Source organism: Litchfieldella anticariensis FP35 = DSM 16096 (genome assembly GCF_000409775.1).
GTDB lineage: Bacteria > Pseudomonadota > Gammaproteobacteria > Pseudomonadales > Halomonadaceae > Litchfieldella > Litchfieldella anticariensis.
Genome location: NZ_KE332388.1, coordinates 104,996 through 120,944 on the forward strand (window position 1 = coordinate 104,996; position 15,949 = coordinate 120,944).

General features: G+C 59.7%; 10 protein-coding genes. 3 read left to right on the forward strand and 7 right to left on the reverse strand.

Annotated elements, in window-relative coordinates; translation table 11 throughout:
- Positions 1-44: 44 nt before the first annotated feature.
- From L861_RS07495 to L861_RS07510, 4 genes are all read right to left on the reverse strand, one after another.
- Positions 45-4,880, reverse strand: a complete 4,836-nt coding sequence (locus tag L861_RS07495; protein ID WP_016416448.1) for an NAD-glutamate dehydrogenase — start codon at positions 4,878-4,880, stop codon at positions 45-47.
- A gap of 213 nt (positions 4,881-5,093) precedes the next feature.
- A complete protein-coding gene (gene trmA / locus L861_RS07500; RefSeq protein ID WP_016416449.1) occupies positions 5,094-6,200 on the reverse strand; it encodes a tRNA (uridine(54)-C5)-methyltransferase TrmA in 1,107 nt (368 codons plus the stop codon).
- Positions 6,201-6,229: 29 nt separating this feature from the next.
- Complete coding sequence (murI, locus tag L861_RS07505) at positions 6,230-7,057, reverse strand: glutamate racemase (protein WP_016416450.1); 828 nt, start codon at positions 7,055-7,057, stop codon at positions 6,230-6,232.
- Complete coding sequence (locus L861_RS07510) at positions 7,054-7,947, reverse strand: LysR family transcriptional regulator (RefSeq protein ID WP_016416451.1); 894 nt, start codon at positions 7,945-7,947, stop codon at positions 7,054-7,056. Before L861_RS07510 ends, murI begins: the two co-directional genes overlap by 4 nt.
- Before the next feature lie 134 nt (positions 7,948-8,081).
- On the opposite strand from L861_RS07510, the gene L861_RS07515 reads away from it, so the two are divergent.
- Entirely contained in the window at positions 8,082-8,486 is a 405-nt protein-coding gene (locus L861_RS07515) for a LexA family protein (RefSeq protein ID WP_016416452.1), read from the forward strand.
- A 2-nt stretch (positions 8,487-8,488) separates the two neighbouring features.
- Positions 8,489-9,751: a Y-family DNA polymerase gene (locus tag L861_RS07520; protein WP_016416453.1), complete on the forward strand. Its 1,263-nt coding sequence runs from the start codon at positions 8,489-8,491 to the stop codon at positions 9,749-9,751.
- Positions 9,752-9,789: 38 nt separating this feature from the next.
- Here L861_RS07520 and L861_RS07525 read toward each other — a convergent pair whose 3' ends face one another.
- Positions 9,790-10,338 (reverse strand): hemerythrin domain-containing protein, encoded by a 549-nt coding sequence (locus L861_RS07525; RefSeq protein ID WP_027947553.1) that lies wholly within the window; start codon positions 10,336-10,338, stop codon positions 9,790-9,792.
- 199 nt (positions 10,339-10,537) lie between these two features.
- Here L861_RS07525 and L861_RS07530 point away from each other — a divergent pair, with 199 nt between their 5' ends.
- Positions 10,538-11,884: a replication-associated recombination protein A gene (locus L861_RS07530; RefSeq protein WP_016416455.1), complete on the forward strand. Its 1,347-nt coding sequence runs from the start codon at positions 10,538-10,540 to the stop codon at positions 11,882-11,884.
- Between the two features lie 219 nt (positions 11,885-12,103).
- On the opposite strand, the gene lolA is transcribed toward L861_RS07530, so the two are convergent.
- Both lolA and L861_RS07540 read right to left on the reverse strand, forming a co-directional pair.
- On the reverse strand, positions 12,104-12,733 hold the full coding sequence (lolA, locus tag L861_RS07535) for an outer membrane lipoprotein periplasmic chaperone LolA (protein WP_016416456.1): 630 nt from the start codon (positions 12,731-12,733) through the stop codon (positions 12,104-12,106).
- A 127-nt stretch (positions 12,734-12,860) separates the two neighbouring features.
- A complete protein-coding gene (locus L861_RS07540) occupies positions 12,861-15,920 on the reverse strand; it encodes a DNA translocase FtsK (RefSeq protein WP_051149317.1) in 3,060 nt (1,019 codons plus the stop codon).
- Between the last annotated feature and the right edge of the window lie 29 nt (positions 15,921-15,949).

Sequence of the window (15,949 nt, forward strand, 5' to 3'; positions counted from 1 at the left end):
ACCCCGCCGTGGCGGGGTTCGCTTTCTCGTGTGGATGAGTACGGTCAGCTCTCGCTACCGCTCTCGGCCAGGTCGACCAGTTCGCGAATGGCCACGGCAAACAGCGGGTAGCTGGCCTGGGTACCGGCACGTAGTTCAGCGAGCAAGCCACACCAACGTTGGTAGAGAGAATCGTGATGCTCGATCCAACGTGCTACTCGACCTTCCACGTCGCGAGGTGCATCTTCCAGCTTCAGCACGCCCACCGTCAACGCCAGTTGTTGGCGATCGAGATCATCGCGGAAGGTTTCTCGCGCCTGTGCCTGCCAACTGTCGCGCACTTCCAGGGCATTGATCTGTTCGACCACTCGCGGCAACTCCAGGCGATGGCCAACTTCGTAGAAAACCTCGGCAACACGCTGGATCTTCTCGCCCGACTGTTTGGCCGCCTCGATGATTCCAAGCCCAGCATACAAGCTACTGGTGGAAGCCACGGCACTAGCCAGCGTCTCTGGAACCCCGGCCGATGCCAGTTCATCGCGCCGTGCCTCCCAGGCTTCACGTTCGTCGCCACGCAGCCGTTTGCCGAGACTCTCCTGCAGTTGCGTCAACCGCGGTGCGAAGTGGCCGATACAATCCTTGACGGTCATGCCACTGCGCTGGCGTAGGAACCAGCGTGTCGCCCGACGCAGCAATCGCATCAAATCGAGCATCATACGGTACTGCAAACGACTATCGACCTGATTGTCGAGTGCTTCGATCTGGTGCCACAGGTCGTTCAGATTGAAGCTGTCACGAGCGATGACATAAGCCCTGGCGATTTCTGCCCGTGTCGCCCCGGTGGTGTCGATCAGGCGCCGTGCAAAGACGATCCCCATGTGATCGACCATATCGTTAGCAATCTGGGTGGCAACGATTTCACGCTTGAGCCGGTGATCGTACATCTCGGTCTTGAAGCGTTCGACCAGCACCTTGGGAAAGATGCGTTCGAGATGCTGCTGAATATGAGGGTCATCGGGAACGTCAGAGACGATCAAATCACCTTTGAGCACACTCTTGGCATAGGAAATCAATACCGACAGCTCAGGCAAGGTCAGGCCTTCACCCGCGTTGGAACGCTCCAGCAGTGCCTCATCACCGGGCAGGAATTCCAGCTCACGATCGAGCTGCCCATTGGCCTCCAGTTCGTTGATGAAGCGCCGATAGGGTCCCAACCCTTCCCTGGAAAGGATCTCCGCCAGCGACAACGCCTGGGTCTGGCGATAATTGCTGATCAACACCAACTTGGAGACGTCATCGGTCATCTTGGCCAGCAACTGGTTGCGTTGCTTGTCGGTCATGTCACCACGCTTGACGATATCGTCGAGCAGGATCTTGATGTTGACTTCATGGTCGGAGCAGTTGACGCCCCCGGCGTTGTCGATGAAGTCGGTATTGACGCGCACTCCCTTGCGGGCGGCTTCCATACGCCCCCGCTGGGTTAAGCCGAGGTTGCCCCCTTCGCCGACCACTCGACAGTTGAGATCGGCACCGTTGATACGCAACGCATCATTGGCCTTGTCGCCAACCTCGGCATCGCTCTCCTCCGTGGCCTTGACGTAAGTGCCGATACCGCCATTCCAGATCAGATCGACACGGGACTTGAGCATGGCTCGGAGCAGGTCATTGGGCGCGAGCTTGTCTTCCTTGATATCGAAGACAGCTTTCATTTCCGGGGAAATCGGAATTGACTTGGCGCTACGCTTGAATATCCCACCACCCTTGGAGATGAGCGTGGCGTCGTAATCCTCCCAACTGGAGCGCGGCAACTCGAACAGGCGTTTGCGTTCGGCGAAGGACGCGGCTGCATCCGGGTCGGGATCGACGAAAATATGCAGGTGGTTGAAGGCACCCACCAGGCGAATCTTGTCGGACAGCAGCATGCCGTTGCCGAACACGTCGCCACCCATGTCGCCGATGCCCAGCACGCTGAACTCGTCGGCCTGGGTGTTGATGCCCATCTCGCGGAAGTGGCGCTTGACCGATTCCCAGGCTCCCTTGGCGGTGATCCCCATCTTCTTGTGGTCATAGCCGTTGGCACCGCCGGAGGCAAAGGCATCGCCCAGCCAATGTCCATACTCCAGCGAGATCTCGTTGGCGATATCGGAGAAGGTCGCGGTGCCCTTGTCGGCGGCAACCACCAAGTAGGGATCGTCGTCGTCATGACGCACCACGGCTTTCGGCGGAACCACCTTTCCACCATCAAGGTTGTCTGTGACATCCAGCAACGCACGGATGAAGGTCTTGTAGCAGACGATGCCTTCCTGCTGAATGGCATCTCGATCACCTTCCGGCAAACGCTTGCAGACGAAACCTCCCTTGGCCCCGACCGGCACGATCACTGCGTTCTTGACCTGCTGAGCCTTGACCAGGCCTAGAATCTCGGTACGGAAATCCTCACGACGATCCGACCAACGCAGCCCACCGCGAGCGACCTTGCCACCGCGTAGATGCACCCCTTCCACCCGCGGTGAATAGACGAAGATCTCGTACTTCGGTCGTGGCTTGGGAATATCCGGTACACGCGCGGGGTCGAGCTTGAAGGCGAGATAGCCCTTGAGTTCGCCATCGGCATCAGGCTGATAGTAGTTGGTTCTCAGCGTCGCTTGGATCAGCTCGATATAGCGACGGATCAACAAATCGTCGTTGAGGCTCGCTACCCCATCGAGCTGGAGGTGCAGACGTGCCAGGCAATCCTCGACTTCAGCATCACGGTTGGTTTGCTCTGGATCGAAACATAGCTCGAACAGGGTCACCAGTTCACGGGTAATCTCAGGATGATTGGCCAGCGTGGTAGCGATATAAAGTTGTGAAAGCCCAAAACGAATCTGCTTCAAATAACGGGCATAAGCCCGCAACATGGCGACCTCGCGCCAACTCAGATTGGCGCCGATGATCAACCGGTTGAAGGCGTCGTTTTCTGCCTCGCCAATCCAGATGCGCTTGAAGGCGTCGACGAAGGACTCCCGCATTTCCTGGAGATTGACGATTTCGTTGGTGTGATGCTCGAGGTCGAAATCGTGGATCCAGTAACTACCGTCGCTGCGTTCGACATGGTAGGGACGCTCACCGATCACCCGTAGACCGAGATTCTCCATTACCGGTAATACATCGGAAAGCGGGATCGGGCTGCCCTTGTGGAACAACTTGAGGTTGACGCCGTCGGCCTCTTCTTCCACCAGGCGGTACAGCGACAGCGACAGAGGCACATCGCCAACCAACTCACCGATATGATGAATGTCGTAGACAGCAGTGCGCGCCGAGAAATCTTCACGATAGCCAATCGGGAAGGCATCGCGGTAGAGATCCATCAGGCGATTGGCCTGTTCCTCACCAAAGCCCTCGACCATGGCGGCCTGCAAGTCATCGCGCCAGTTGCGCGCCAGGTTGGCCACCTTGAGTTCGAGATGCTTGAGATCGTATTCAACGGGCTCGTCGCCGTTGAAGCGCAGGATCAACTGGATGCGTGCCAATACCGACTCGGAAAGATAGGTATTGAAATCCCCGAAGGTAGCATCGAGCTCCTCGCACAACATGTTCTGGATGCGTACACGCAAGTCGGTGGAAAAGACGTCACGCGGTACGAATACCAGGCACGAATAGAATTTGCCGAAACGGTCCACGCGAATGAACAACCGCACCCGGCGCCGCTCGCGAATATTGAGAATGCCGATCGCCGTTCGGGTCAATTCCTCAGTAGATGTCTGAAAAAGATCGTCACGCGGGTAGACATTGAGGATCTGACGCAGTTGATTGCCATCGTGGCCATGCGGACTGACGCCGGCGGTATCCATCACCGCCCGGATCTTGCGACGCAGCAATGGAATATGGTTCGGTGAGTCATTGTAGACGGTGGCAGAATAAAGCCCCAGGAAGCGACGCTCGCCGATGACACGTCCATTGTCATCATAGCGGTCGATGGAGATATAGTCCGGATAAGAAGGGCGATGCACCCGAGCATGGTAGGCACTCTTGGCGAACGACAATAGTTCGGGCACCAACACGTAGTGCTCGCCATCGATCCCTTGGTCGTTGCGAATACGCTCCTGATAGCGCGGTTGATCCAGCTTGAACACGCCAAGGTCGCTGTCGGGAATCTTGCGCAGCTCGTCGTGTCCATCGACATCCATCACCTGGTATTCGTCGTAGCCCAGGAAAGTGAAGTGGTCGTCGAGCAACCACTCGAGAAAAGCCACGGCCTCCTTGTGATCCTCGCTATCGACCTGTTTGGGACGCTTGGCCTTGAGCTCCTTCAATGCCTCGCGAACCCTGTCACGCATGGGCTCGAAATCGGCCACGGCAGTGCGCACGTCGCGTAATACATCGTGCAGACTGTTTTCGATATCTTCCAGCAGTTCGGGATCGGAATGACGATCGATCTCGATGCAAATCAGGGACTCCCGCCCTTCCGGCGCCTTCTTGTCTTCGGGATGCGTCAGTGAGATCAAGCGGTGATCGTCGTCACGCTGGGTCGCCAACACGGCATTATGAATGGCGTGCACGGTGATTCCGCGGCGATTGAGCTCGATGCGCACGGAGTCGACTAGAAACGGCATGTCCCGGTGCAGAACCTCAACTTGGGTATGGGTCGACTGCCACCCATGTTCCTCGAAGTCCGGGTTATAGACACGCACCCTGGGAGAGGCCAGATCGTGTGTCTGGATGAAGTGCCACATGGACAGAGTGGCACCATAAATGTCGTCGATGCGGCGCTCGGCCAGATCTTCGATGGAAGCCCTCGAGTAGAGAATGGCGGCAAACGCCATGACCGACTCGACCTTTTCGTCGGGAAGCCGCTTCACCAGTTGTTCCTGGAGCTGGGCAAGAAGTTCCTGCTTGCCATCGATCGCAACGTGTTGCATCAATCACCTCGGCTCGAGCCGATCGCCCCCTGCGACCGGCGGGATGTTCAATAACGCGGTATCGGCAACCACGCTTCGCGCCAGCTTACTGCAGCCTAACCCCCACCCCTACCGAATTGACCCTTTGTCATAGAGCATGTCAATCGTGCATTGTCTCTTGACACAGGGTTTTGTCTAAAAAAACACCTGCATAGACAACTTTTCGGACGGCCCCTATGCCCGTCGCTCCAATAGCACTCCGCACTCGCAGTGGTGTGTCCAGGGAAACTGGTCGAACAGCGCGAAGCGCGTCATGACATGCGTGCGCTCGAGGCGCTCCAGATTGTCCTCCAGCGTATCGGGGTTACATGAAATGTAGACGATGCGCCGATAACCGCTGAGCTGTTCGCAACTGCGTGCATCGAGGCCGGCACGCGGTGGGTCGACCAGTACCGTAGAGAAATCGTAGTCCTCCAGGCCCATCTCGGCCACTCGACGGCCGCCCTTCTCACCCTTCAGTGCCGCCGCAAACTCCTCAGCGGACATTCGCGCCACCGTGGCATTGTCGATATGGTTGGCAGCCAGATTGGTCTTGGCCGACGCCACCGACGTCCGTGAAATTTCCGTTGCCAGCACGCTGCGGAAATTCTCGGCCAATGCAATCGTGAAATTACCGTTACCGCAGTACAGCTCGACCAGATCACGATCCTGACTGTCACGGGTCACGTCCCGAGCCCAGGTCAGCATTGCCTTGCAGATCTCGGCATTGGGCTGGGTAAAGCTGTTCTCGACCTGCTGATAAATGAATTCACGTCCCTCTACTGCCAGCCGCTCCCAAACGTGATCACGCTCGAGCACTCGCCGCTGCTTGCGCGAACGGCCAATGATCGAGGCACCGAGCTCGTGTTGCAGGCGATGCGCTTCAACCTCCCATGGCTCATCCAAAGGGCGGTGATAGACCAAGGTGATCAGCGCCTCGCCAGAGAGCGTGGTCAGGAATTCGACCTGGAACAGCTTACGCCGCAGTGTCGGGTTGTCGCGTACGGCATCCAGCAGGCGCGGCATCAGTTCGTTGATGCAGCGACTGGCCACCGGATAGTCGTCGACACGAACCACGCGCTTTTTCTTGGGATCGTCGGAGTCGACCTCGAACATGGCATAAAACAGATCGTCACCCTCGTGCCAAACCCGGAACTCACAGCGCTGCCGGTAGTGGCTCGCCGGCGAGGAATAGACCTCCAGCGACGGAGGATCGAAACGAGCGAACTGCGCAGAGAGACGTGCGTGCTTGGCCTCGAGCTGATCGTCATAGCGGGAAGGGTCGACTACGGGTACGGCCACGGGGTCTCCTTGAGATAGGAATCTGGTAATCAATGGAAAGTTGGTAAGTCATACGGCGCCGATGCGGTTTGCCACCCCGGTAGTGGAACGTCAAGTTGTCGAGGGGTGGCGAAACCGTACGTTGCCAACGCCGTCACCAGCCGTCCCTCCGCCCCGGTGACCCAAGCTGGCCCCGGCCCATCGAACGTTGCCGATGTTGCCACCACCTGAGCGACCCGGCGAGCGATGGCATCGCCGGAGTCGACCCATGTGAGCGGGTACCGTGCGGCAGCTTCCAGGGCATCGCGCAACAGAGGAAAATGAGTGCAGCCGAGCACCACGGTATCGACTTCGGCATTTTCCCACAGCGGCGCCAGGCAGTCCGCCACCACGCGACGATCAATCGTTTTCCCCGCCAACAAGTGCTCGGCCTCTTCGACCAGAGGGTCAGCAGCCAGACGCAGCACTTGGCAGTCAGCGGCAAAGTCATCGATCAGCGCCTGCGTATAGGGGCGGTTTACGGTTGCCGAGGTCGCCATCAGCGCCAAATGGCGGCTACGGCTCAGCTGTGCGGCCGGCTTGATCGCGGGCACGGTCCCAACCACGGGTATCGCCAGCCGCTCACGCAATGCATCGAGCGCCAGGGTACTGGCGGTATTGCAGGCCACCACCAATGAGCAGGCATGACTTGCACGCACGGCGGCCTCGCACACTGCCACGATGCGAGCTACCAGCCAGTCATCATTCTTGGTGCCATAAGGCAGCATGGCATCGTCACAGACATATGCCAGCGCTGCCTTGGGCAGCCGACAACGCAAGGCCGCCACCACCGACAAACCGCCGACACCGGAATCGAAGATCAGAATCGGTCCCGTCATGCTCCTTGCTCCGTGAAGTGCGATACTAGGGCATCGATCAATGCTCGCTGACGCGCCGGCATTAGTTCGCGCTCGGCATACAACAGGTATACCCCCATTGGCGATGGGCTGTAGTCCTCCAGCACGCGCACCAGGCGCCCGCTGACCACCTCCGGCTCACCGAGGAACGCTGGCTTCTGAACCAGTCCCATGCCTCGCGCCGCAGCCTCGGTCAGAGCACGGCCATTGTTACAGGTCAACACCGGCTGATAGCGAATACGTTCTGGCTTACCATCGACCATCAGTACCCAGCTCGGCCCATTGCGCTGCAAGCTGTAGTGCAGGCAGCGATGCTGCGTCAGATCATACGGATGGTGCGGTACGCCATAACGTTCGAGATATTCGGGCGAGGCATAGACATACATCGGCATCGACATCAGTTGCCGAACGATCAAACTGGAATCCTCCAGATCACCGATACGCACTACCAGGTCGAAGTCCTCCGCCAGGAGGTCGACACGGCGATCCTCCAGCACGACATCCAGCGCCACTGCTGGATGCGCCTGCTCGAAGGCCTGTAATGCCGGGATCAGTTCGCGCACACCGAAGTCCAGCGGGGCCGAAAGCCGCAATCGACCGCGTATTTCGCCACGCTGCTCCCCTAAGCCGGCCTCCAACTCCTGCAACTCATCGAGTAGCCGTCCAGCGCCTTGCAGATAGCGTTCACCTTCGGCAGTGAGTTGCAGACGGCGCGTGGTGCGTACCATCAGCCGCACCCCCAACTGCTCCTCGAGACGTGCCACCTGCTTGCTGACCATGGCATTGGATAGCCCCAGCTTGCGCGCGCCACCGGCGAAGCTACCTGCCTCGACCACGGCCCGAAAGATCTGCATTGCCTGCAGCCGATCCATGTCGTCGTATGTCCTCACTATTCACGCATTCCGCGCATTCTACCTTACCCGGAGCTCCGACCCGAGCGATGCTTGCTCACTGACCGAATACTGTTTATTTTTACAGTATAATTGAATGAGATTTGGAGATCCCAATGCGCGAGATATCGCCTCAACGGCGTGGTGCCAGCGGTTTCCCCTCGCCCGCCGACGATTATCTGGAAGCACCGCTCGATCTGCACCGTCATCTCGTGCCACATCCGGCATCGACCTTCTTCATGCAGGTGGAAGGCAACGATCAGGCACAGGCCGGTTTTCATGACGGCGACCTGCTAGTGGTGGACCGCTCGCTGACGGCCCAGCCTGGCCACTGGGTGATCGCCATCATCGAAGGGACGCTGTGCTTGCAGCGCCTGGAAGGCACAGGCCGGCATCAGTGGTTGTGCCCGGCTGACCCACGTCGGCCTCGGCTACCACTGGAGGCCGATCGCGACTGCCGACTGTGGGGCGTCGTCAGTCATGTGGTCCATGACTTCCGGCATCCCATTCGGGAGACTTGAAGATGTTCGCGCTGGTCGACTGCAATAACTTCTATGTGGCTTGCGAGAGACTGTTTGCGCCCCATTTGGAGGGCCTGCCAGTAGGGGTAATGTCCAACAACGACGGTTGCGTCGTCGCTCGCTCCGAGGAGTGCAAGGCCCTGGGTATTCCCATGGGTATTCCCACCCACAAGATCGCACCCAATCTACGCCGGCAGATCACACTGTGTTCTTCCAACTATGCCCTTTATGGCGATCTGTCGGCACGGGTACAAGTTGTCCTTGGCGCACTCGTGCCAGGACTCGACCCCTATTCGATCGATGAGTGTTTTCTCGACCTGCGTGGCATGCCGGGAGATCTCGAGGCTCTAGGGCGGGAACTGGTCATGAGCGTAGCCCGTGAGGTGGGGTTACCAGTATCAGTGGGCATTGCTCCCACCCGAACGCTCGCCAAGCTGGCCAACCGCCATGCCAAACGGCAGCCAATCCAGCCTCAAGTCTGCGTGTGGCATGGCGCCAAGGCTCCCGAGCTCGAAGCCCTACTGCGAACACTGCCCCTGGCAGGCATCTGGGGCATCGGTGAGCGCCTACAGGCGCGCCTGGCCGGCCAGGGTATCGTCACAGCCATAGCATTGCGTGACGCTCCACAAGACTGGCTACAGCAACGCTTCAGTGTGGTGGTGGCACGTACGTCGCAGGAACTGAGAGGCACCTCCTGCCTGCCCTCACAGGAACTCGACACACCTCGGCGCAGCATCCTGTGCTCACGCTCGTTCGGCAAGCCACTGGGCGACCTGAGGCAAATTCGCGCCGCTCTGCGCCATCGTTGCCAGCGCGCCGGTGAGAAACTACGCCGCAACGATCTTCAGGCCACTGCCCTGGGTGTCTTTTTACGCACCAGCCCTTTTCGGGATACCCCACAAGGCCCCAGTAGTGCGTGGGGCGAACTCCCTTTTGCCAGCGCCGACACCTTATTGCTCAATCGACTCGCTCAGGCACTGGTGACACGAGTGTGGCAACCCGGTATGGCCTACCACAAGCTAGGCGTGATGCTAGGAGACTTGTCGCCGCGCCGCCACAGCCAACCCTCGCTATTCGACGGCAGCGACTCCTCGCGCCAGGAGCGCTTGATGGCGACATGGGACAGTATCCGCCAGCGCTTCGGGCACGAGGCACTCACACTTGGCGTGCAGGCAGCGCACGCCGAGTGGCAGATGCAAAGCCAACGGCGCTCTCCGCGCTATACGACACGCTGGCAGGAATTGCCCCGGGTTGTCAGCCGATGAGACGACCCCAGAAAAGGCATTATCACAATGTTCAGGATTCAGCCAACAACAGGCTCGGGGGTTGATCGCAATTCTGCATAGAGTTCCGGATAGCTCTCCTGCAGGTATTCGAGCTTGGTAGCCGCACCTTCGGGAAGCGCCTCGGCCAGGCGTTCCAGGTCGGCATCGTCGAAATATTCGCGAATTAGAGGAAAGAGTTCTTCACGCTCATCGCGCAGATAGGCGCGGTGGGCATCGAGATAGGCTTTCAGATCATCGGCAAAGCGATCCATCGGTACCACGGCATCCATCAGGATCATGTCGAGATCTTGGGACAAGCGCATCAGGCGCTCATGCAAAGCCCGGTAATCGCTGGAAAGACGGCTGCTCAATTCCCCGGCCTGAGGCGCCTTGGCCAGCAATTGTTCGCTACAAATCCTCTCCAGGGGAACGGTAAAGTCATCCATGTAGTCGAGGATATAATCAACCACCTCGCGAATGAGCTGGAAATCGGGACGTTCACCGGCGGCGAGCGTCTTCTGCTTGAGCTGCAGAACGTGCAATAGGCGCGCCATGTTGGCATGATCCAGGCGCAATTGAGTCAGCATGGGCATGGCAAGGCCTCCTCTGCTGGCATAGAAGGGCGAACGACGGCAAGAGATTGGATTCCCCCATGGGGCTCGAAGTTCAACGCTCGTAACAAAAGTCTACGTTCGTGGTTCCACGAGCCTCGGATGTATAACCCTAGTGCCAAAGTCGTCATTCTGCCATCACCTAAAGTCGTAGAAAGTTGCCCGGAGTCGATTCATGGACCTCTTCAGCCAGCAACAATCCCAGGACAGCGCCCCTCTGGCCTTCCGTATGCGCCCGCGTCGGCTCGCCGACTATATCGGGCAACAGGCCCTGGTCGGCCCCGGCAAGCCTTTACGGCGCATGGCGGAGACCGCCACGGTGCGTTCGATGATCCTGTGGGGCCCACCGGGCGTGGGCAAGACCACCTTGGCAGAGATACTTGCCAACGAGGCCGAGGCTGAACTCGAGCACATGTCGGCGGTGATGGCCGGGGTCAAGGATATTCGCGCGGCGGTCGAACGCGCCCGTCTGGCGCAATCCCAAGGACGTGCAACCTTGCTGTTTCTCGATGAGATCCATCGTCTCAACAAGAGTCAGCAGGACGCCTTGCTGCCACATGTGGAATCCGGCCTGCTGACGCTGATTGGCGCCACGACCGAGAACCCCTCGTTCGAGGTCAACTCGGCTCTACTGTCCCGGGCCAGGGTCTATGTTCTGAAGTCACTTAGCGAGGACGAACTGCTCCAGGTGCTACGCCAAGCCATTGCCGATCGCGAAAGCGGCCTGGGCAAGCGGAATATCCTGGCTGACGACGAGGTACTGGCCATTCTGGCGCGCGCCGCCGGCGGCGATGCTCGACGTGCGCTGGGACTGCTCGAGACTGCTTGCGACTTCACGACTCCCGAGGGTGAAGGGGAACGCTTGCCCAGAGAGGCATTGAAAGAAGTCATCGGTCATCAGGCTAGCGCTTTCGACAAGCAAGGCGATCACTACTACGATCTGCTCTCGGCGATTCACAAATCGGTGCGTTCTTCGCGCCCGGATGCGGCGCTGGTGTACATCGCGCAATTCGTGCAGGGGGGAGGCGATCCTCTGGATGTGGTGCGTCGCCTGTCCGCCATTGCTTCCGAGGACGTCGGCAATGCCGATCCACGCGCCCTGCCGCTGGTAATGGCGGCCTGGGATGCCTTCTTGCGCCTGGGGGACTACGAGGGCCAGCGTGCCATCGCTCACGCCGCGATTCACTTGGCGGTAGCCCCCAAGAGCAATGCCATCGACCGCGCCTGGAAGCAGGCCAAGGCCTTCGTCGCCGAGCACCCCAACCTAGAGGTGCCCACCTACCTGCGCAATGCACCGACCAAGCTGATGGAGTCGCTGGGCCATGGCCATGGTTATCGTTATGCCCATAACGAGCCTAACGGCTACCCTGCCGGTAGCTCTCACGACTGCTGGCCCGAAAACCTGCCTAAAGCCGATTTCTACGAGCCCAGCGAATATGGCCAGGAAGCGCGTTTCAAACAGATCATGGAGTGGCGGGCGGAATTGGATACCCAGGCGGACCGAGGCGAGAGGGGGAACTGATTCGGCTACTCTGCTCACCGCCATCGCCCAGCGGAGCTGGGCTCCCACAAACCCAGGCTGGCAATGATGTGGGAACTCAATTCATTGAGCGATTGGCGCCGAGTCCGAGGCAAGTTCGGCGCTTTTTACCATCGCTCAGCAAAGCTGAGCCCCCACAACTCCAGGCTGGCAATGATGTGGGAGCTCAATTCATTGAGCGATTGGCGCCGCGAGGCGCCATCAATAACTTTCGCGAATTACATCCGCTCCGTCAGGAATCTCGAACGTGAAGCGGGAATCATCGAGGGAGGGGTTGTACTGCACGTCGTCGAATCGGATGGCAGTGCGCTGACCGGTGCTATCGGTCATCTGCAGCATGCCCAGCCGCTCGCTATAGAAGGTCATCTTGAGCTCTTCGAACAGCGTATCGGGATCACGCGGGGTCAGAGTAAAGGTTTCCGCTGCCCCCTGCTGCTGGCGACCCACATCATAGCTTTCGGTCAGTTCGGAAGCGCTTCCCGATAGCAGCAAGGCCGGGGTATGGGTCACCCGGGTATCAAGTGGCTGCACGGTGACCTGCTCAAGGTCGGGGTCATGCAAGAAAACTTCCTCGCCATTGGATACCACGACCTGGCGATAGGGCTCATCGACCTCCCAACGAAATTTTCCCGGTCGCGACAGCCACATCTGGCCATGCGCTTCCTGGAGGCGCTGGCCGCTACTATCGAGAATCTGCTGCTCGAAATCCGCGGCATAGGTCTGCAGCGGTTCGAGAAGCCGCGTCAGGCGTTCTGCGCCCTGATCGGCGATCGCCACGACTGGCGATACCAGCGCCAGAACCAGGCCCAACAGCGACGTCATCGGTTTCATACTCTCTCCCTAATTCGGTATACCCGAAAATTGATCTCCATGGCATCGACCCACGCTCAGGGTCGCAGGTTGCACCCCAACCCCCAGCTTCCTCGTTTGCTGCATATTACCGGGCCAGGGTGCCAGCTCAGTCACCGACCGGTGGTGGTGCCAACACCTCGCGACTACCATTGGACCCCATCGACGACACCACACCAGCGCTTTCCATGGACTCAACCAATCGCGCAGCACGGTTGTAGCCGATCTTGAAGCGGCGCTGCACGGCCGAGATCGAGGCCCGGCGTGACTCGGTAACGAACATCACTGCCTCGTCGTAGAGTGCGTCCTGCTCGGCATCATCACCCTCGCCCCCGCCTTCGGCTTCAAGGCCGGTCAAGGCCTCGGCAGAGACGCCGCCAGAGAGGATCTCGTCGATGTATTCCGGTTCACCACGACGCTTCCAATCTTCGACCACGCGATGCACTTCGTCGTCGTCGACGAAGGCGCCATGGACGCGCATCGGCAGCCCTGCCCCGGCGGGCAGGTAGAGCATGTCACCATGTCCTAGCAGGTTCTCGGCGCCGCCCTGATCGAGGATAGTGCGCGAGTCGACCCTGGATGAGACCTGGAAGGCCATGCGCGTGGGAATGTTGGCCTTGATCAGACCGGTTACCACGTCGACAGAGGGACGCTGGGTAGCCAGAATCAGGTGGATACCAGCAGCACGCGCCTTTTGCGCCAGACGGGCGATAAGTTCCTCGACCTTCTTGCCGACGATCATGAACATGTCGGCGAACTCATCGATCACCACCACGATATAGGGCAGTTTCTCCAGCACTGGCGGCGGCTCGTGCATCTCCCAGGGTTGCGGCTCCCATAGCGGATCCGCCACCTGGGCACCGGCCCGCTCGGCCTCATCCAGCTTGCCATTGAAGCCGGCGATGTTGCGCACCCCCATGGCCGCCATCAGTTTGTAGCGCCGCTCCATCTCGGCCACGCACCAACGCAGACCATTGGCGGCCTCCTTCATGTCAGTGACCACTGGCGCCAGCAGGTGAGGAATGCCATCGTAAACCGACAGCTCCAGCATCTTGGGGTCGACCATGATCATGCGCACTTCATCGGGCGTCGCCTTGAGCAACATCGAGATCAGCATGGCATTGACCCCGACCGACTTGCCCGAACCGGTAGTTCCTGCCACCAGCAGATGGGGCATTTTGCCCAGGTTGGCGACTACTGGGGCTCCACCGATATCCTGCCCCAAGGCCAGGGTCAGCGCCGAGTCGGCCTGCTGGTAGCGATCGGAATCGATCACTTCGCGCAGCCGAATCATTGCCCGTTGCGGGTTGGGGATCTCAATGCCCACGGTCGGTTTGCCGGGAATGATCTCCACCACGCGCACGCTCTTGACCATCAGCGAGCGTGCCAGGTCCTTGGCCAGATTGCTGATCTTGGAGACCTTCACGCCGGCCGCCGGTTTGATCTCGAAACGGGTGATCACCGGCCCCGGCCAAGTTTCGACCACCTCGGCCTTGACCCCGTATTCGCGCAAACGAGTCTCCAGCAGTTCGGCCATGCTAGACAGCTGTTCGGGCGTGTAGTTGGGCTGATGCGTTTCTGCAGGCGTCAGAAGGCGCAATGACGGCAACTCACCATCCGGATCCGGAAGATCATCGAACAAAGGCCGCTGGCTCTGCAGGTGCTCCACCGTCCACAGGGTCGGGCCTTCGGGCTCGTCGGCAGCTGCACGCCCTTGTTCGGCCGTCGCACGGCGTGGACCATCCTCATCCACTCTCTCCAGAGGTTGCGATACCGTCACTTCGTCACTGGCTTCCGCAGAAGATGCCGTAGGGTCACCACCAGCCTGAGACCAGGTCACGCGCGGTTCGTCATCGGCCTCGTCCTCCCAATCGGCGTCGTTCCAGCTCACCAGACTGGGCTCACGCTTACCGCTACGCGCCGGCGAATGTGGTGAGGAACCAGACGATGCCCAAGCAACTGGGGCAGGCTCCTCTTGTACTGTCTCCGAGTCGTCAGCGGGCGCTGCTTCGCCTTCAGGTATGCGTTCGGCAGACGCCTTGGCACTAGATGTAACCCCATCATCGCGGTCGGCACGCAGCGATATGCCTGCCAAGGCCGGTTCGTCATCGTCTGGCAGAACGGGGTCGGGGATGGTTTCCGGTACCCGACGGGAACCGGGCTGGGGCGCTGGGGCAGTGCTGGCAGGCTGGCGAACCTGTCGCTCCAAGCGCTCGACCTTTTGCTGGCGGTCATAAGCGGCTTCGGGATGCGCCTTGGCCGATGGCGTTCGTGCTGGAACGTCCCAAGGAATGTCGGTTCCGCCATCGGCCTCGAGCCGCGGCTCGTAACGTCTCTCGCTGCTGCCTACGATGTCTTCGGCCAGATCGAGAGATGCTGCCTCACGACGCCGCCAGGGCATCAACCGCTGCCACCAGCGAGGCTTATCACTTTCGTCGTCAGTAGCCTCGTCCGTCCCGTAGGACGGTAAGGGAGTCGCTTCTTCATGATCCTCGCGCGATTCACGCCAGCCACCCAACTGTCCCCACACCCACGACAGCAAGCGATTGCTCCTATGGCCAACTTCATCCATTACCGACAGCCAGGACAGCCCTGAGAACAGTGGAAAGCCGCATAGCAGTGCTACCAGCGCCAACAAGGTCGTGCCATGAGCGCCGACGAGTGGCTGCAAGCTGGCCACCAAGCCCTCACCGAGGATCCCTCCCGACTTGTACGGCAATATGCTGGCTGGATTGTAGAAATGCAGGGCACTCACGGTGGTGGTCCCCAGTAACAGCAGCAGCAGTCCGCCAGAACGCACTGCCAATGCCGTAGCATCCCATTCGAAGTGTACCTGGCGCGAACGCACCAAACGCCATGCGGCGAAGCCCAGCATGCCGGGCCACCACAACGCACTGGCGCCAAACAGTGAATAGAGCACATCGGCCAGCCAGGCCCCGATGGGTCCCATCCAGTTATCGACCCGGGTTTCCGGGCCACTATGCGACCAACCAGGATCCCCCGGCTGGTAACTGAACATCGCCAGCAACAGGAACACACAGCCTGCCAACAGCAGGATCACCACGCCTTCACGCGAAGCTCCTTGCAGGCGCAAACCAAAGCGCTTGGCCTGTTCCTTGGCTTGAGCCGCCGACACGCGGCGTCCTGTGGTCTTTTTCTTGACACTCAAGTGGCCATCCCCCTTGCGCCACAACGGCG